Here is a 17,175-nt window from a genome sequence, read left to right on the forward strand (position 1 = left end):
TACAAGGAGTACGGAGGGTTTTAGGCTTGAGCGCGGCGCGAATGTGACGTCAAAATGCAACTGTCAATAACGTGAACGCCAAGTGCCGAGTGCGGCTTGCACGTTAGTTCAGATTGAACACGCGCTGACGTTCGGCTTCGCTCATCGGTTGCGGAGCGTGGCTTGACAGTTTCGGCTCTGTGACCGGCCTTCTGTCGAGCGTCCGATTTGATGCCGGGAGCAAATGCGATTGTGGATGTTGGCGCGCGTGTGCTTCCAGGTCACCAAGTAATGTCGCGACCAATGGAGCAGCGATCTGGGAGGAATGAAGCGACCGTGCCCACGGCTCGGAGGCAGTCCCAGTTCCAACGAGTACGACGTAGGAGTACGCAGCGCCATTGTCGAACTGCAATCCGCCCGTTACCCAGCCATCAACCGTCGCGTTGGGGTCTTCCGAGACCTGCGTGCCGGTCTTCGCAAAATGCAAACGCAGGCCGTTGCGGCGGGAAGCGCACCATGCATTAAGGCTCTTGAGCGTTCCATGGGACGTCCTATTGGATTCATAGCAAAGCGGTGCTTCGAGGAGCGATTTGAGAAGGGGTCGGGCGTCACGCGCGATCACGTCGCGGGGGACGATAATGCCTTTAGGGCGGCTCGTTTCCGACTGGTCCTCTGCGATGTTGGTGTAGTCGTAATCTCTAATGAGAGACGGGGGCCGAACTCCAGCACGGTCTCGGCCTAAGAGCGAAGCCAGGACGACGCCGGACATCTGATGCACGCGCCGTGGCGACCCCGCAATCTGCCCTAGGACAACTGCGGTTGATGGAGGTGTCCCCGCCCCGCTCACATCAGTAGGCGGCATGTTGAAACCGAACGCGTCGATGAGTTTTTTAACCCGCGCCTGCCCAATCTGCGCCGTGCGGATCATAAGCGGCTCGTTGAGAGAACAGGCAAATACGACGCGCGCCTGCCGGCCACGTCTCAGATTTCCATGATGACTGCAGGTTTCTAGGCCACGAGCCGGAGCGTTCGTATCGAGGTACAACGAATCCGCCCCATCCTTGCCTTCGTTTGCGATTGCAATTGCGGCCAGAACCTTGCCGGTGGAGGCCAGCATGCGGCCTTCGCGGCTGACGACGTAAGACCCGTTTTCCGTATCGCGCGCAAACGGTGATCCGAAATAGGCTGCTGTTTCCCCACTCTCGTAGTACCGCACGATATTCCCGGCAGCATCCGCGGCGACAACGGTAACGTCAGGGATCTTGAGATCGGGTCCGGTCTTTTGCGGGTCCAACGTGTAATTGGGGTTGAGCCGGTTGCCCCACTTGTGGTTTAGCCGCATGAGCGTCTGTTCGATTTTGCCGTGAAACGCCAGATTTTCAGCTGCATCAAACGTGGTCGTCACCCCTCGTACGTGGTTACGCCAGTCGAAGCCATAGATCTGTTTCATCTCTTCGCGAATACCGAACCGCGCTGATGGCATCAGCGTATTGGCGCGAATAACGGGGTTTGCCCGCGCCCGCGCGGCACGGTCGGGCGCGTTGAGTTCTAGTGCCGCCTCCAGCTTAGGTTTGACCTGCGGATCGGGCGGCCCACCCGCGAGGCCAACGAGATCGAAAACGACGCGCGCCTGCTCGGCCGGGTCGTCTATCAAGGCTTCTGCGCAGGTGCGGGCGCGGACTTCCGCGATATAGCGCCAGCGATCAAGCCGCACGGCGTTCAGTCGTTCGCTGCCTTCCAGCAGGATGATCGGCTTGTTGACTGCCGAAGCCAAAATGAACTGTTCAGCAACCGAAAGATCTTTCGCTTCCTTCCCGAAAACGATCTGGCTTGCAACCTCGACACCGTGGAGGGACTGGCCACCGGTGCGCTGGGCCAGCCAAAGATGATTGGCAGCCCATTGTTTCAGCGCGGTTTCATCGCCATCCCGCGTCAGTTCGAAGTAGATGACGGGCGCCAGCCACCATTCCGCGAGCTTTCGCCGGATCTTCTCACCGGTGCTTTCCTTCAGATGCGGTGGGGTTTTGTAGATCACGCGGGCCAGCTGCATCGGCAACGTCGAACCGCCTACGCCGAGGCTAAGGCGCTTGAGCGCGATGGAGCGTCGGATCGTCGAATAGGGGATCTTGAGCACACCCAGAAGGTCGATGCCGAAAGGATTGAGCGGCGTACCGATGTAGCGATCCTCGTGATAGGTGAGGCACTTCCAGTAGTTCTCTGGTACATCGCGGACCGGTATAGATTTGTGATCCGGATTGGCGACGTAGTGCCCGACCTCGATGGCTTGGCCCGTCCAGTTCACGTCTTGTCGGCTGTCGAGGCGGGGATCAAACGTGCCAACAAAATTGCCTTCCGCATCGTAGATCGCAGTCGCGAGCCAACGTTCGGCATCGTAGCGCAGCCTTTCGGACAGATACGCTTGGCCCGCATAGCCGCGGATCGGCGCGATGATGTAAACAAGGGTGAGCGCGAAAAAGAGATACGCAAACGCGGCCCATGCCACATAACGCAACGGACCAATCCGTGGATTGAAGAAGATCCAGTCCGTTGCGAAACGCACCATCCTCACCGGCAGCGCTACCGCCAGCTCGAGAAGCAGCATCAGCAATTTCGCGATAGTGATCATTGAAAAATGGCTCGCCAACGGGCGCGTGGCGAAATGAAAACGCCGCACGTCTCATTGCGCGTTTAGGCGCTCTTTGTGGCGACCGCACGACGTCTGAGCGTTTGAGAGAATGAGGTTGAGGCCTTACTCGGGCGCGCTGAAACGCGAAACGCAATCACCGGGAGGGAATGCCGTACTCGGAAAAAGGAATAAACTGAACCATGTCGCCGGGCTGAACGTGTGGCACGTCCTCTGCAACTTCGATGATGCCGTCGGCCGCCCGCAATCCCGAGATGAGCCCAGATCCGTCGCGCTTGAATTTACCTGCGCGAAGGCCAGTGTCGGATGGCACCATCATGCCCCGCCAGAATTCGCGGCGTCCGATTTTGCGTTTGGCAACCTCGAAGTCAGCGGGAAGACGTATACGGTGAGGCTCGAACCATTGAGCACCGCTCAGCTTCCGCAACAAAGGAAACACGTACATCAGGAAGCACACGAAAACGGCGACGGGATTGCCCGGGAGCCCGACGACAACCGTGTTTCCAATCTGGCCGAACATCATGGGACGGCCAGGCTTGACGTCGAGCTGCCAGAAATGTCGTGTGCCCAAACGCTCAAGTACGCGGGATATATGATCTTCCTCCCCGCGGCTGGCGCCACCGGTCGTGAGGATGACGTCGAAACGTTCGGCTGCTGCTTTCAGCCGCTGTTCGACCTCTTCGGGCTTGTCCGGCCAGATACCAAGGTATTCGGTCTCTGTACCCGCGAGACGCGTGAGTTCAGACAACATCGGCGAATTGGCATCATAAACTTCGCCATGGTCGAGCGCACGGCTCCCGACAGCAATAACCTCGTCACCCGTGGAAACAATCCCGAGGCGAAGGCGCTTAAAGCAGAGAGGGGCCGCAATGCCGGCTGAGGCGAGTGCGGCCAAATCTTGCGGTCTCAAAATGTGGCCGGCCTCGAACAGCGTCTCGCTGGTCTTTACATCTTCGCCAGCGCGGCGAACATTCGCTCCTGCTTTGAGACCGCCGGGGATTCGAACCCGTATGACATCAGCTTCGGTGCGTAAGACATCTTCCTGCATCGCAATTGTGTCGACGCCGCCGGGAAGCACAGCACCGGTCAAAATGCGCACCGCGGTACCGGATTTCACTGTGTCCTCAAACGGACGTCCTGCGGCGGCTCGACCTACCACGGGCAGATCGACGCCTTTCTCCGCGTCGTAATCGGAAAACGCGAAAGCATAGCCATCAACGGCTGCATTCGTGTGCGCGGGTATTTCGAAACTCGCGACGGCATTCCTCGCAAGAACGCGTCCGCCAGCAGTCGTGAGATTAACTTCCTCGGTGTCTACGACGGGCACAATGCGCTCTTTGAGAAGCGCAATGGCTTTGTCGTGCTTCATTCGAGGTTCAAGGGGGCGGAAGCAGTCGTCGATAGGCCGTTGTGACATGAGGGGTGTCACGCTCGCGTGTGTTTCAAGAGGGTTGAAGAAGGTTGGCGCAGCTACGTCCCAGATTGCCACGACTTGAATTCAAGCGCAGCGCCAACACGATGAACCAGATGGTCATACCATACAGTCATCGTACACGCCCCCACGTCGTGGGCAAGATCTAACGCACCGCTATGGCGTCAGATCAGACCGTCGTTCGCATGACATATCGACAGGCGATAAGATTGCCACTTGCGTCCGAGGCTAACCCCGTTACAAAGTGTTTAGCAGGACGAACAGTCCGATCCCGATCGCTGGTCCAGCTAAGGTGACAAGCACCACAACAAAAAAAGATTTGGCAGCCATCATAACAAACCCCGCTTACAAAACGCGCTAGCCAAAGCTTGCAGCGGACAGTCCGACCCCTCATCTGCCCTACGCATTACTTTGCACACCGCATAATCATGTTATCGCGGAAGCTTTATCTTGACACGAACTTTCTTGCCCATGCGACACATCGAGCTGTGCAACTGCACAACTTGGGGAAAAAAGCGTCACGGCTAAAAGTGTCACCGAAAACAGCAGATCCTAATCTACTTGCAAATCATGGGCTTGGTCTAGTGCTGCGGCGCAACAACGGACGCGCCATGGACTATCTTTGAGGCTGTGGGAAAACGAGGCAGCTCAGCCGAAATTTTCACCAGTTTGGCCGTTTTGTTGCAAATTTACATCGTCACCTTCGCGCTTGCGAAAGCCCGAAACACAGATTTTTCTCCGTGATGAGCATTAGCAAGAACATGCGGGAGGCTGCATCGCCCCCCATCATGATGCGATCTGTGAAGGGTTTACTTCACGTCGAATAGACGCAGCTGCCCCTCGTCCAACCCCTTCGTTTCCCGCGACAGCTGTTCGATGCGGTCGAAGGGGACCTGTTCGGCGGTGATAAGCGATCGTTGAGCCTTCATCGGGCGTACAAGCCCTTCCTGAACGAGGTGGAATTCGCCCACCGTTTGACCAGGAAGAACGGCAGCGGGATCAAGCCCACTTTCGCTCTGGAAAGCGGCTTTGAGTTTGCGAAGGGCCGTATCTTCGCGAACGCGACCGATGAACCAACTCGTGATCTGATCGCGGCTCTTGTAGTCAAGGTCGCCCGGTGACTGAGTTGCGAGCATCAAGCCGAGACCGGCCGAACGGGCGCGTTTCAAAAGGCTCTGCAGTGGCTCGGCGGTCGCCGGCTTTGCGTTGGCAGGGATATACAGGTCGGCTTCGTCGAACATCACGACAGCCTGCAGTTCGTCGTTCGGGTTGCGCTGGCAAAAACGTAGCGCTTCCGACAAGAACTGCGAAACCCAGAACAGGATGTTCTCGTTGTCGCCCAGGAAGCCAGTATAGATGATCGACAGGCGCGTGCGGTTAGGCCGCGCGAACGCACCCAGACCAAGGAAGGACTCCATACTCATCGGCTCGCCGCCTCCGTCAAACAGCGAGGAGTTGCGATGGCGGAGGCTATCGAGCTGAGCTACGAGATCGCGGCGGATCTTGCCGGACGGATCCATACGCTGCGTCAGATCCGTTAATTCTGGATCTTCTTCTTCGAGCAGCGAAATGAGATCGCTTAGCGTCACTTCTTTAGCGGACCGGCTGCCGAGAATTTTAAGTGCAACCGAAAGCGTCCCGGACTGCTTCTGGTGAGTTGCCGAGTTCTTCAGGTGCAGCATCTCGCCAAGCGCCGCGGACGATAGGTTCGCGAGCAACTGTTGCTCATGTTCGGGAAGTTCGCTGATCCCGTTGGGGAGAAGCGTGATCGAGATCGGCCGGCCAGACGCACGCCCCGGTGTGTAAACCGCGACGTCAATCGCATCCGCAAGCTTTTCACGGTCCGATTGTCGTTCTGTGCATTCATCAACCAAAGAGCGCCAGACATCTGGGTTCGCATAAGAACAAAGGTCACCCTTCCGGTCGATCAATACAGCGGGGATGCCGCGTAGCAGAAGCTGCTCGATCAGCGTGAGCGCGAGAGTCGTTTTACCGGAGCCCGAACCGCCGAGCACCGCCGAGTGGCGCTTCATCACATTGAGATTAAGTGTAATCGGCCTGCCTTGTGCCGTAAGTTCGCGGCCTGAATAGATACTTCCTGTCTCAAAGCCGTTTTCGTCGAGAATCTGCGACATCGGCAGATCGTCATCATTGGCCGGGACTGGCGGCGCGTCGAGGCTCTCGGCCGGCCCCCAAGGTGCTTCGCTGCCACCGGCGAGCGCAAGAGCCTCAGGCTCGGTAACACTCTCATAGCCATCGATCAGTGCGGGCTCATTTGACGTCACCGCGCGCAGGTTAGGCTTGGTGCGTGCCTTCACGCCGCCAGTCGTAGCTGGCAACGGGCGACCGAGAAGGTCGAGACGCAAAAGCTGAATGACTGCGATCAGATTTGACAGGAGCTTCGCGTTTTCAAACCATTTCGTGAAGCCAGGATCTGCGCGATGGTGCGCATAAAACTCGCGGACCATGATCATGCGCTCCCATTCGGGGATGGGAACCAGAATCGACCGGCCGCCCGCATCCCGGAATTTGCGGAACGCCTGGGCAGTTTGGTTCTTCTTGTTCGGAGGGAAGTCCGAGGCGCGCAGCATGAAGCATGTCTTCGCGTGCATCGCGCCAAGCACCTTGTCGAGCTGTCGCTTCAGGCCGCCACCTTGCGTCGGCCGGTTGCACAAGAAGACTCGAGTTTCAGATTCCAATCCTGACGCATGCCGCAGCGAAAGATCAATGGCCGGGAGATCGTCAGCCACTTCGACACGCTCGACATTAAGCGTGATTGCGCCACCCCACTCTTCGCGTGCCAATTGAAGCGCCGCGACCATCGCATCCATCATCTCGCCATCGTCGGACGGGATCTCGGCTTCGGATTGGCTTTGGAAGCGCTCCCAGATCTCGCGATAGTCGATCTTCGAAAATGGATGAGGTGCGCGCTCGGCCGGTCCGGAGCCAAAGCCGAGAGCTTCCGCAAGGGTGGAGATGAAGCTTGTGGTTTCGCGCTCCTCCACTTCTTCCGCGGAGTCCCCGTCATTTGTCTGAGCGCTCAACCGATTCTGTGCATGCTCTAGCAAACGCCGCGTCGAAAGCCCGGCGAACTCCTCGAAGAAAGAGGGGCCAAAAAATGCGCTCGCATCTGGAAACGAAAGGCCACCCCCCTGGGTTTCGGCTTGATGCTCGAGCCGCTTGGCGATGATGAGTCGCGCTTCTTCCGCCGAGCGGCTTTCATAAAGCGCGACAGGGCCAGACTTCTCGATACGATCCCTAAAGGATTGCGCCAACGGCTCACGCACGCGGTCATAGAAATCATCGAGACATGAAATGATGATGATGGCGCTGCCGACCCGGTTCGTGATCTGCATGAGATCGCCGATCGCCTTTTGGAAGCGCACTTCCGGATCCGGGAAGTTGATCAAATCTTCGACCTGATCGATGCAGAAGACGAGCGCCGCATCGTCGACGATCTTCATAAGCTGACCGAGCGCCGCGATAATCTCGAAGGCGCGCCCCTCTCCCTCGTTCGGGTCAAGGGCCGCGACCGCTTCGTGAGCGAGGGGCGTCAATTGTCGGCCGTAGAGATATTGGCGAACGCGCTGATCGATGCGCGGGTCACGTCGCTGCAAATAAAGCAATGCGCGAACGATATTGACGTCCGGCTCTTCCGCATTGAATTCCGGTGAAGCAACGATTTCGTCAGAAAGTTTCAGGACGAGCCGTGCAAGGTCCGCGCTGTCCAGATCTTTTTCGCGCAGCGCTGTGAGGTCGGTTTGGGCCAACGACGTACATGTCGCCAGCAAGCGATCCGTCAGGCGTGTCAGTCCGCTATCGCTACTTTCATCCGGGTTATAGGACTTTTCCAGTGAATGAATCAGCCGGCGCAGAAAGTAGTCGGCGTAGTTGCTCACGTCCGGCGTCATCTGGGCGTAGCCGAAGTACGCCTTCTGTTGCCGGTGTGCGCTCGTACGTAGCGCGCGGATCAAGTGCGTTTTACCGGCGCCAGATTGTCCGTGAAACAAAAGGATACGCGCCTGCGCGGTGCCGTCCTTCGTGACAGCCTCGATGACGTCGGCGAACTTTTTGCGCGCTTTCGCGTGCACCTGTTCGACATCGACTGGGTCAGCCCGCCAGATATCGTCTTCCCAGGTGATCGAATGCTCGAAAGCCTCGGCCATCCGGTCCGGTGCGATAGCTTCTTGCGCCCGCTGCTGCATCAAACAATGATTCCTTGAATGGCCAATTTGCGTCGCTGTCACGAGTCCACGTCTTCGACGCGGACAAGATGCCAGACCGTATTTTTGTAGGTTACGGCAGAGGCATTGAGCTCGTCGGCATTGCGCTTGTCTTTAAGGTCCGCGCTGGCGAGAGCAAGGTGCCCCGCCCGATGGGCTTCCCCAAGCATGCATTTAAACTCGATTTCAGATAGCCCCCACTCGGGATGTTGTGCGGCTATTGCGTTCCAAACCCGCATGATGAGGGCCTTACGGTTCCCCGACCAGCCTTCTGCACATCCCTGCGCTGCGATCTGAACGTGGCGCGCAAAGCTTGCCGGATCAGGGCGCCTGTTTGCGGGCATCGCCGCGCCAGGCAATCCGGCATCATTTGCCGCCTGTCGCAATACCGGCGCGGGCACGTCGGTGTCTACGCGTTCGCTCAGGGCAGACTGCGCGAGACGGCGTAAAATCGCGCCGCGCAGTGATTCTAAGTCGGTTTGGCGCGCGTCAACGGCCTCTGCCGCCAGCGCCGCGACGAGCTTGGCATCAGAGCCGAAGTCGCGGGGACGTATCGAAAGTTGACCTGCGAGCATGCGCCCCGCTTGCGCCGAAAAACCAGAGCCTGCGCCGAGCCCTGTCTTGATCTTGTTTCCGAAAGCGCGTTCCAGCGCCACGACCGCCAACTGAGCACGCAGTTTGCTTACGGTTTGAGAGCCATTGAGCGGCAAACCGAAAGCCTTCTGGATAATCAAGGCACGAAGGCCATCTGGTCGCTGCAACTCCTTGATGCGCTTGGGACCGAGGTCATCTAGCCCAAGCGCTTTGGCGACCAGCCGCCCGTCGCGAACGTCCTGCCACGAGCCCGATGTCGATCCTTTGCGCCCGAGGAAGGTGTCTGCGGCCTCGCGACCGATCGAGCTTACCGTCATTCGCCCGCGCGACTGCACGGCAAGACCTTGCGCGAGGAGTTCAGCATTGGCGTCTGTAACGAGCTGCCGCCATTCGCCAGGAGAAAGCTTATGTGTGAAGATTGGCCCGAGGTCGCGCATAATTTCCGCGCGGGTTGCGCCACCGCTGCAGGCAATCCGCACGAGCATGAGTGCGCGCTTGAACGGCACCGCCGGTGCGTTCTTGTCGCTATTGCGAAATGTGCTGCTGGCAGCTGTCATTCGCGCGGATCCCCGTCGACTCCTCAAGCTTTTTTCGCGACTGCTTCGAGGGCAGTTCAGGCGCAATCGGATCGGGCCGGACGCGCGAATCACCGGACGATTCGCCTGCATTGTCGTCGATTGACGCGGCTGTTCCAACCCCCCTGGGTTGCATGCCCTGTTTATTGTTGAGCTGTGCATCTTTCCTGTAGGGCCAGATGGCTGGGGTACGGCACCGAAATAGGTTGATCCTATTTTATGCGCGGTACCCAGGAAGTTAACGCGAGTTATCACGGGTTCAGTGCTTAGCTTCGTCGGCCTTTTGCCCGCTCTTCGCCCAATTCGCGACAACTTGTTACGGGTAAATACGCTGCCGAGAGGGGATTTGATCGCACGTGTATTGAGCTGCTCGCCAAGGTGGAGCCGGTAACGGTGCGGGTAACGACAGTAAACGTTGCATAGAACCTGAATTAGATTCCCTTCTATTTGAAATTATTAGCGTTAACGCGGCGTTAACAGCTAGCTGCAATGGTTGGCGGGTGTCACCGCGCGTACCAATGCGGGAGTTAGATAGATGGTTCGAGTAGCAGTACTGGTTCTTGTGAGCGTGCTGACCGCTAGCTGCGGCATCGGCCCTAGCGCCGTGTCTACGAGTTTCGCCGATACCGGCGACACTTCCTCCCTCACACCCATGTCGCCGTCCTTAGGCCTTGGCGGCAAATCAGCGACGGGCCGTCCCGCGCCGGGCACGCAGGTCGCCGCACACGATGACCGCATGCCGCCTGGTTCCTATGAAACGGCACCGAAAGGCGCTCTTGCTGACCGGGATTATTCCCACACGAGCCTGGATCCAGCAAAAGCGCTGGCGCTTATCAATCAGTATCGCGCTGACAAAGGCCTAAAGCCGCTGAAGCTCAACGCACAATTAACAGCAGCTGCTAAGGCTCATGCGCGCGATCTCGCGAAGTGGGACCGCATTTCGCACTTTGGTTCCGACGGTTCGAACCCCTGGGATCGCGTTAAGCGGGCAGGGTACAAGGCGAGCTTGGCGGCCGAGAATGTCGGCACGGGCCAGTCGACGTTTGACGAAGTTCTACGCGGCTGGAAGGAAAGCGCAGGCCACAATAAGAATCTTCTGCTGGCCGATGCGCGCCACGCAGGCGTGGCCCTCGTTCAAGATCCGCGCACGGAATTCAAGTCCTTCTGGACGTTGGTCATCGGCGCGTCCATGTGATTTCGGTCGGATAGGGCGCGCATCTGGCGCCCTGTGGGTCGGTCTGCCCAACACAAAAGCCAAACTCCACCTTTGAGAAAACGGCAACTTTCCCCCAAGTTGCGGATTGGGGATTGGCTTTGTTTCCCAAGTCGTAGCCGCGTCGTGCGCGCTCGGCGTCCGGCCAATTCCGCTAACGCGTCCCCAGACGCCAGATGGCAATATCCAATCCAAGCCGTTTGCGGACGATCATGTATTGCAACACAGACAGAAGGACGAGCGAGGTAGACGTTCCGATGGCCGCGCCTATCAATCCATAGCGTGGCACCAGGATCAGATTGAGCCCGACACTGAACGCTGCGGTCACCACCATCGCAGCCGCACAACGCGTCTGCTCCCCCAGCATATTGAGAAGAAACTCCGCTGGTCCCAGGGCCGAGCGGAAGAGAAAGCCGACGACGAGGATAAGCATCACAGGAAAACCGCTCGTGAACTGCGGCCCGAACAGCCACAAGAGCGGGTGTCCAAGCGCCAGGATGACGCCAGCAGCGGCAAGTGAAGGCCAGAAGGTCCAATGCACGGCATCGCGGGCGCAAGCAACAAGCGCGGATCGATCACCGCGTGCATTAAGGGCTGAAAACTGGTTCGCGACCGCGCTGCCCACCGCGTAGTGAACGAACATGATCAAGCTCATGGTCTTGGCGGCGGCAAAATAAATTCCAACCTCCGTCGGGCTCAGATACGTCGAGACGATAAGTACGTCAGCGTTCTGAAGCATCAACTCGCAGGCTGCGATCACAAAAAGAGGCGCGGAGGTCTTTAGCCAGCGCCGGAAGTCATACGCTCTGGGAGCAGAATGGTCGGCCGGGATCTCAGCGGCAACGCGCCGCCCGATCAGCACGGTTTGAAGGATTGCGGAAAACCAGGTCGCGAGAATGGCAGCACCTGCCGCGGTCGCGGCAGACATCTCAAGCCCGATATCATGCGCTACGACCATTGCGATGAGCAGCATCAGCGGGCGGATGATGTAGGGCGGGACCAACGCTGAACTCATCCAGCCGCGGCCACGGCCAAGCCCATCCTGAAGATCGCCGAGCGCGTAAAGAGGCACGCAGATCAGGGCCAGATAGCCAGGAAGCAAATAGTAGCTGGCGACGAAATCCTGTAAGAGCCAGAGCCCGGCGATACCCACGAGGGCCACGGTACTTCCGACCGTGAGTACGAAAAGACTGCAGCCGTGCGTGAGGCCGCGTAGTCGCGCCAAATCACCGGTCTCGCGATATTCAGGCACCATTCGTATGACGACCATATTGAGTCCGAGCGGCGATAGTCCGCCAAGCACGAGAACCCACGTCCACACGAACACGTAGATGCCGTACTCGTACCCGCCCATCCAGCGGGCGAGCAGGATCTGTGTGATATAAAGCAGGCCCGCGCTGATGACACGGATCGCAAAAGCGGTCACAGCGTTGCGTTGAGAACGCGCACGCTCATCCGTACCAGAGGCAACGCTCGCAACGAATGATTTACCACGCGCCACGATAGCGGCGACCGGATGCCTGTGCGAGATCGTATTGGCCGTGCCAACAAGCTTGCCGTCAGCGGCGAGTGCCGCTGACTGTGTGTCACGTGAAGTCATACAAGGTGTCTCGAATTAGGACGCGAGCAGGGCCGTTGTTTGGATATCCTGCCCCGTACGTTCCCTCGCCCGACGCCGGACAAGGTTGGCGACTCCAGCCCATGCCCAAGCCCGAACGGCATTTCCTTGCCGATGGTGGAGGCTGGAGAAAAAGTCTGCGACTTCAGCGGCATAGATGCCGTGCTGGGCTTCAAGAGTGGCCGCCATGCATTCATGTTCGCATGCCGACTCGTCGGCAGCTTCGCCTGATTTCCAGTTGGTCTCCATCCTGTGCTTCTTTCCGTTTGCTGCTCTGAGCAATGAAAAAGCAAGTTCGGAGCCAAAGGATCGCGGCGTACCGTGAATTGAGCGTAGTACGCGCGATGACATATTTTGATGTGATGATTCAAAGAAGTGCCCGCCGCCTAACGAATGCGTGTTCACCTGTTTAGCGTGCTAAGATTACGATTGGATTGCTTTGCTGCGCAGACAGCGTTGGACGGCGCATGCAGTGAGCTTTACAACTTGACATGTAGAGCCGGGCGTACCCTCGTGAGGAGGCGCCGTATGGAGGGCGAAAGCGTGGCCAGTGTCTTGAACAGAGTAAGAGCAGGGCACGTCATTTGTGCGGTGGTTGCAGCCGTGCAGATCAGTATTGTGGCAAGTCCCGCTCTAGCGGCGGATGCAAAGGCGATAACACAGATCGTTACGGTTCAATCGGTCGACGTGCCGCCGTCCGCAAAGAAAGATGACCCTGCTCCATCCACAAAAGTCAGCCCCGATGCTGACAGCGGCTTAGCCGGCCCCAACGGTGGCAGTGAGGCAGGCCGCTCCGACCAGCCATGGGAGTTCCCGGCGCCCGGTTGTCCCTATGAGGAAGGCCCGTTGGATCTTATTGTCTGAAGAGCAAATCCCGTCTCTGTTTCGGCAACCAGTAAGTTCTTCTCAATTGGCGACGGATGCAGCTTTTGCGGGAGGAGGAACGGAGGCCTGCACGGGTTTAGCCCTCTGTGCCGCCCTGGCCTGCTTGACTTTGACCTTCGCAGCCCGAAGCTTCCTCGCCTGCGCACGGTTGCCACACGTCCAGGCCGTCACGGTGTGACGCACGCTGTGCACCCCCTCCGCGTCTGCGGCGATAGGCATATTGTCGATGCTTGTGGTGTTGAAAAGTTCTTTCCAGCCGTAGTGGCGAAAGCCGTGCTCCAGGAGACTGGCCGCGCGGATCGTGCGGTCCTTTCCAGAAGGCTCACCTAGAACAACGGCCATTAATTTGCGCCCGTCACGCGTCGCACTCGCCACGACATTGAAGCCGGAGTCGCAGATGAAGCCGGTCTTCAAGCCATCCGCGCCTTCAAAGGTGTTGAGCAGCCCGTTGTGCGACCCGAGCCGTTGCTTGCCGAGCTGAAAGGCCGACATCGACCAATAAGCCGAATATTCCGGGAACTCTGTGACAATGGCGCGCGAGAGCTTAGCTAAGTCCCGCGCCGTGGTGACCTGCGCATCATCAGGCAGTCCATTCGGATTGTTGAAATGCGTCCGCGTCATGCCGAGCCGCTTGGCCGTTGTGTTCATGCGATTGATGAATTGATCGTACGTAGGCCCGAGCTCTTCAGCGAGCATCACCGCAACGTCATTGGCGGATTTGACGATGAGAGATTTAAGCGCAGTGTCGATCGTTAGTTCAGCGCCAACGGGAAGACCAACCTTGCTGGGAGGCTCCTGATAAGCGCGCTCGGTACAGGTGATCTTAGTGTCGAGCTTGATTTTACCAGCCTTGAGATCCTCGAAGACGAGATAGGCCGTCATAATCTTCGTCAGTGATGCCGGATGCCACTGGTTATCCATGCTCTCGGAATAGAGAATTTTGCCGGTGCTGGCTTCAAACAGCAGAGCAGGGCCGGCCGCCGCCGTCTCGTTCATCAGCGCTGCACTGACGAACGGCACCAATGCCGCGATGAGATAGCGCATAATCGAAATCCCAGAGCTTGCCAGACGTCGCAAGAGTGTTCCCATAAAATCGGAAGTAACACAGGTTCCAAAGGCCGGGCAATGCGTGCGCGGCGAACACTTTTACCCTTGTGGACATGAAGCCGCACTTCAAAACGGACGCAAACCTTCCGTGCGGCCCCAAAACTCAGGCTTTTTCTGACGCTGTTGGCCGAGCTGAGGCGATTAACGACAAGAGATTATCGCTCAACAGCCGCGCCGTCCGGTGAAGGCCCCGAAGTTGTGCTTCAACGTCAGTCGAGAGGCGGGCGGCCTTCTCAGGTCCGAGAGCCTCATTAAGACTAGCTTTATATTCCGGAATTTGTTCCCAGTCGCTGACGGTGCTGCCGGTTATTTCCATGTGGTACTGAAAGCCGTAAGCCCATTTGCCCCATCGGATCGCTTGCGTCGGGCATGCTGCATTGGCGGCAAGGACTTCGCACCCCGCCGGCAACTTCGAGACCTCTGCGCTGTGCCATTGGAAGGTTTCAAGCTCAGGCGGAACGCCAGCCAGAGCAGGATCGGCACGCCCCGCCTCGGTAAGGGCGACTGTGGCAAGACCGACTTCGGATGCTTTCATCAACGAGACCTCACCGCCAAGTGCATCGGCGAGAAGCTGATGACCAAGACAGATGCCGAGGTAAGGGCGCCCCATATCACGGACCCAACGGCGGATTGCAGCCTTCTCAGGAACGAGCCAGGGATGGGCGTCTTCCTGCCAGACATCCATGGGGCCCCCCATGACGGTCAAGAGATCGAAGTCTTCAAGCGCCGGGATCGTTTCTCCTTCGCCGAGTTCAACGACATGCTCCTCGTGTCCGGCTTGACGCCAGAAGTCACCGAGGACTCCCGTGTGCTCCACAGCGAGATGTTGAAACACCAAGATACGCATTTTCCCTCACTTACTCGTCTCCATCGCCGCAACATTGGCTCCAACCAAATGGCGGAAACTACCAAACGATCGCGGGTCTCGAGATCATCAGCCACAGGATTGTCAGCACCGCACCGAAGGCTGGAAACCCGAAAATGAACCATAGCCGAAACAGCGCGTGATAACGCGATGGCAATTCTTCACTACGCAAGGCCGCAGCACAGGCGAGGTCGCGCATCTCGATCTGCATCCAGACGACAGGCAGCCAGAAAGCACCCGTCACCACATACAGGAGCAAGGATACGACAATCCATCCTTCCAAGAGTGAGTACCCCGCCTGCCACGCGAGCGCAGCGCCGCTGATAGGCTGTGCAACGACAGCCGTTGCTGTGAACACAAAATCCGCGATGACGACGATACGCGCGACCGCAGCAATGGTCGCGGCGTTGCCGGTGCGATGTGCGGCGAGCATGAAGAACGCGATCCCCGCGCCCGTTCCGAGAAGTACGGCAGCACCGATGATGTGCAGGAACTTCAGGAGAAAGTAATCCATCAACGCTCCTCTAGGATCGCGAGCGCGACCCAGTGCAGCACGAAGATCGGCACGACTTTCACGAACGGCCCGAGCGGATCGCTCCATAAGTCCGGCAGTAGGACCGTTCCTGTTACGAGATAGACCGCAGCCAGTCCCATTGCCGCATAGAGCCCGCGTCGCGCCGTTGGACGATAGACAATGGCAAGTCCTACGCAGATATCGGCGAGAGCTCCCGCAATTGCACCGACCTCGGCGAGCGCTCCTGCACCGGCTCGGGACATTGTTTCCACGGAAGCAGCGAAACCCGTAGTCAGCGTTATGAGGCCTGTTGCAACCCAAAACATTGCCAACGCAACGAGTACAGCCACGCGTGGAAGATAGAGCCGTGCGAACCAGCGTTCCTGCACCGTCGACGGATACTTCGCGAGAGCGGCGGGGAGGGACGCTGGCTTGATGCCCGTCAGGTCACTCCACGCGTGCGCTTCACCCGCGACGCCGCGCGCCAACTCGCGCCGAGCGGTTGTGCGCAGGGGAGGCCGCCACCCAAGCCAACCGGCAAGATCGCCCAGCCAATAAAGCGGTGTCATCGTCCAGTCGGGTAACGCGATGGTTCGCGCCGGTGGCCATCCGAGCCATTTCCGATATAAGCCCACGACGTCTTCAAGCGATTGCCGCTCCGGACCAACAAGATCCAGTTCCACGCGAGACGGCGCAGAGGGATCGAGAAAGAATGATACGGTAGCGGCCACGTCTTCCAGTTGAACGGATTGTAGCGCGCCGGTTTGCGGCATCAGAGGTAGCAACGGCAAAGATGCGAGACCGCGCATCAGCGCGCTGGCGCCATACACTTGCCGCCCCAATACGACGGAGGGCCGCAAGACCACCCAGTCAAGGTCGCGATCCATCAACGCTCGGTCGCCGGTCATTTTACTTTCCGAGAAGGCCGACACTTGCTGGCGGTCGGCGCCGATCGCTGAAATCTGGATGACCTTGCGGAGTCCAAGTCTTTCGCACGCAGCGAACATCGCAATCGCACCGGTGACGTGAACATCGTGCGTGCTGTCGCGGATACTGTCTTGTAGGACGCCCGCGCAGTTGACGATGGCATCGATACCAGCCAGCGGCTCCAGCCAATCCTCCGGCGTGATCGCTTTTGCGACGTTCAACTCGCGATGCTGTTGGGCACTGGCCGGAACAATCTTGGTTCCCGGCCGGACAAGCGCGGTGACCTCGTGTCCGTCCGCTGCCAAGCGGGCACAAATTCCAGAACCGATCAGGCCCGCTGCACCGGTAACGAGAACCCTCATATGCCCCCCTGAGATATCGCGGCCCGTCGATAGAAGTCTAAGCGGCGATCTAAAACGTCAAACCTAATCGCTCGCTGTTCTATCCGGAAGAAATGCAACGCGATCACGAACAGGATTGCGGAGACGCATCGGTTGGCGGCCAACGCTCGGCGCAACGTGCCAATAAGCTGCATGAATTCCGTTATGATGAAAATGTGTGGGAGCAAAGCAACACTATACAGCATTCCGCCAATGCAC

The 17,175-nt window shown here is 58.4% G+C and carries 12 protein-coding genes; 2 read left to right on the forward strand and 10 right to left on the reverse strand.

Annotation, left to right across the window (positions count from 1 at the left end):
• Positions 1-103: 103 nt before the first annotated feature.
• The 4 genes from YBN1229_RS06185 to YBN1229_RS06200 all read right to left on the reverse strand — a co-directional run bounded on the left by YBN1229_RS06185 (position 104) and on the right by YBN1229_RS06200 (position 9,429).
• Positions 104-2,605 (reverse strand): transglycosylase domain-containing protein, encoded by a 2,502-nt coding sequence (locus tag YBN1229_RS06185; RefSeq protein ID WP_046477396.1) that lies wholly within the window; start codon positions 2,603-2,605, stop codon positions 104-106.
• A 154-nt stretch (positions 2,606-2,759) separates the two neighbouring features.
• The gene (locus tag YBN1229_RS06190; RefSeq protein ID WP_197540925.1) at positions 2,760-3,992 is read right to left on the reverse strand and encodes a molybdopterin molybdotransferase MoeA; all 1,233 of its coding nucleotides are present in this window, start codon (positions 3,990-3,992) and stop codon (positions 2,760-2,762) included.
• 872 nt (positions 3,993-4,864) lie between these two features.
• Positions 4,865-8,260 (reverse strand): helicase HerA-like domain-containing protein, encoded by a 3,396-nt coding sequence (locus tag YBN1229_RS06195; protein ID WP_046477398.1) that lies wholly within the window; start codon positions 8,258-8,260, stop codon positions 4,865-4,867.
• 38 nt (positions 8,261-8,298) lie between these two features.
• Entirely contained in the window at positions 8,299-9,429 is a 1,131-nt protein-coding gene (locus tag YBN1229_RS06200) for a hypothetical protein (RefSeq protein ID WP_046477399.1), read from the reverse strand.
• 553 nt (positions 9,430-9,982) lie between these two features.
• Here YBN1229_RS06200 and YBN1229_RS06210 point away from each other — a divergent pair.
• Positions 9,983-10,642 carry a CAP domain-containing protein gene (locus YBN1229_RS06210; protein ID WP_046477401.1) on the forward strand — a complete coding sequence of 220 codons (660 nt, stop codon included), beginning with the start codon at positions 9,983-9,985 and terminating at the stop codon, positions 10,640-10,642.
• A gap of 172 nt (positions 10,643-10,814) precedes the next feature.
• Here YBN1229_RS06210 and YBN1229_RS06215 read toward each other — a convergent pair whose 3' ends face one another.
• Together YBN1229_RS06215 and YBN1229_RS06220 are read right to left on the reverse strand one after the other, a co-directional pair.
• Entirely contained in the window at positions 10,815-12,260 is a 1,446-nt protein-coding gene (locus tag YBN1229_RS06215) for a lipopolysaccharide biosynthesis protein (protein WP_052743746.1), read from the reverse strand.
• Positions 12,261-12,275: 15 nt separating this feature from the next.
• Entirely contained in the window at positions 12,276-12,527 is a 252-nt protein-coding gene (locus YBN1229_RS06220) for a hypothetical protein (protein WP_046477402.1), read from the reverse strand.
• A gap of 279 nt (positions 12,528-12,806) precedes the next feature.
• Here YBN1229_RS06220 and YBN1229_RS06225 point away from each other — a divergent pair, with 279 nt between their 5' ends.
• Complete coding sequence (locus tag YBN1229_RS06225) at positions 12,807-13,142, forward strand: hypothetical protein (protein WP_046477403.1); 336 nt, start codon at positions 12,807-12,809, stop codon at positions 13,140-13,142.
• Between the two features lie 42 nt (positions 13,143-13,184).
• Here YBN1229_RS06225 and YBN1229_RS06230 read toward each other — a convergent pair whose 3' ends face one another.
• The 4 genes from YBN1229_RS06230 to YBN1229_RS06245 all read right to left on the reverse strand — a co-directional run bounded on the left by YBN1229_RS06230 (position 13,185) and on the right by YBN1229_RS06245 (position 16,938).
• A complete protein-coding gene (locus YBN1229_RS06230; RefSeq protein ID WP_046480060.1) occupies positions 13,185-14,207 on the reverse strand; it encodes a D-alanyl-D-alanine carboxypeptidase family protein in 1,023 nt (340 codons plus the stop codon).
• A 166-nt stretch (positions 14,208-14,373) separates the two neighbouring features.
• Positions 14,374-15,117, reverse strand: a complete 744-nt coding sequence (locus YBN1229_RS06235) for a type 1 glutamine amidotransferase (RefSeq protein WP_046477404.1) — start codon at positions 15,115-15,117, stop codon at positions 14,374-14,376.
• A 58-nt stretch (positions 15,118-15,175) separates the two neighbouring features.
• Positions 15,176-15,649 carry a DUF2269 family protein gene (locus tag YBN1229_RS06240; protein WP_046477405.1) on the reverse strand — a complete coding sequence of 158 codons (474 nt, stop codon included), beginning with the start codon at positions 15,647-15,649 and terminating at the stop codon, positions 15,176-15,178.
• Positions 15,649-16,938: an SDR family oxidoreductase gene (locus YBN1229_RS06245; RefSeq protein WP_046477406.1), complete on the reverse strand. Its 1,290-nt coding sequence runs from the start codon at positions 16,936-16,938 to the stop codon at positions 15,649-15,651. Before YBN1229_RS06245 ends, YBN1229_RS06240 begins: the two co-directional genes overlap by 1 nt.
• Positions 16,939-17,175: the final 237 nt, after the last annotated feature.

The organism is Candidatus Filomicrobium marinum, from assembly GCF_000981545.1.
GTDB classification, from domain to species: domain Bacteria; phylum Pseudomonadota; class Alphaproteobacteria; order Rhizobiales; family Hyphomicrobiaceae; genus Filomicrobium; species Filomicrobium insigne.

Coding starts and splice junctions, on each gene's coding strand:
- YBN1229_RS06185 (WP_046477396.1), bottom strand. CDS start 2,605: ATGATCACTATCGCGAAATTGCTGATGCTGCTTCTCGAGCTGGCGGTA.
- YBN1229_RS06190 (WP_197540925.1), bottom strand. CDS start 3,992: ATGAAGCACGACAAAGCCATTGCGCTTCTCAAAGAGCGCATTGTGCCC.
- YBN1229_RS06195 (WP_046477398.1), bottom strand. CDS start 8,260: ATGCAGCAGCGGGCGCAAGAAGCTATCGCACCGGACCGGATGGCCGAG.
- YBN1229_RS06200 (WP_046477399.1), bottom strand. CDS start 9,429: ATGACAGCTGCCAGCAGCACATTTCGCAATAGCGACAAGAACGCACCG.
- YBN1229_RS06210 (WP_046477401.1), top strand. CDS start 9,983: ATGGTTCGAGTAGCAGTACTGGTTCTTGTGAGCGTGCTGACCGCTAGC.
- YBN1229_RS06215 (WP_052743746.1), bottom strand. CDS start 12,260: ATGACTTCACGTGACACACAGTCAGCGGCACTCGCCGCTGACGGCAAG.
- YBN1229_RS06220 (WP_046477402.1), bottom strand. CDS start 12,527: ATGGAGACCAACTGGAAATCAGGCGAAGCTGCCGACGAGTCGGCATGC.
- YBN1229_RS06225 (WP_046477403.1), top strand. CDS start 12,807: ATGGAGGGCGAAAGCGTGGCCAGTGTCTTGAACAGAGTAAGAGCAGGG.
- YBN1229_RS06230 (WP_046480060.1), bottom strand. CDS start 14,207: ATGCGCTATCTCATCGCGGCATTGGTGCCGTTCGTCAGTGCAGCGCTG.
- YBN1229_RS06235 (WP_046477404.1), bottom strand. CDS start 15,117: ATGCGTATCTTGGTGTTTCAACATCTCGCTGTGGAGCACACGGGAGTC.
- YBN1229_RS06240 (WP_046477405.1), bottom strand. CDS start 15,649: ATGGATTACTTTCTCCTGAAGTTCCTGCACATCATCGGTGCTGCCGTA.
- YBN1229_RS06245 (WP_046477406.1), bottom strand. CDS start 16,938: ATGAGGGTTCTCGTTACCGGTGCAGCGGGCCTGATCGGTTCTGGAATT.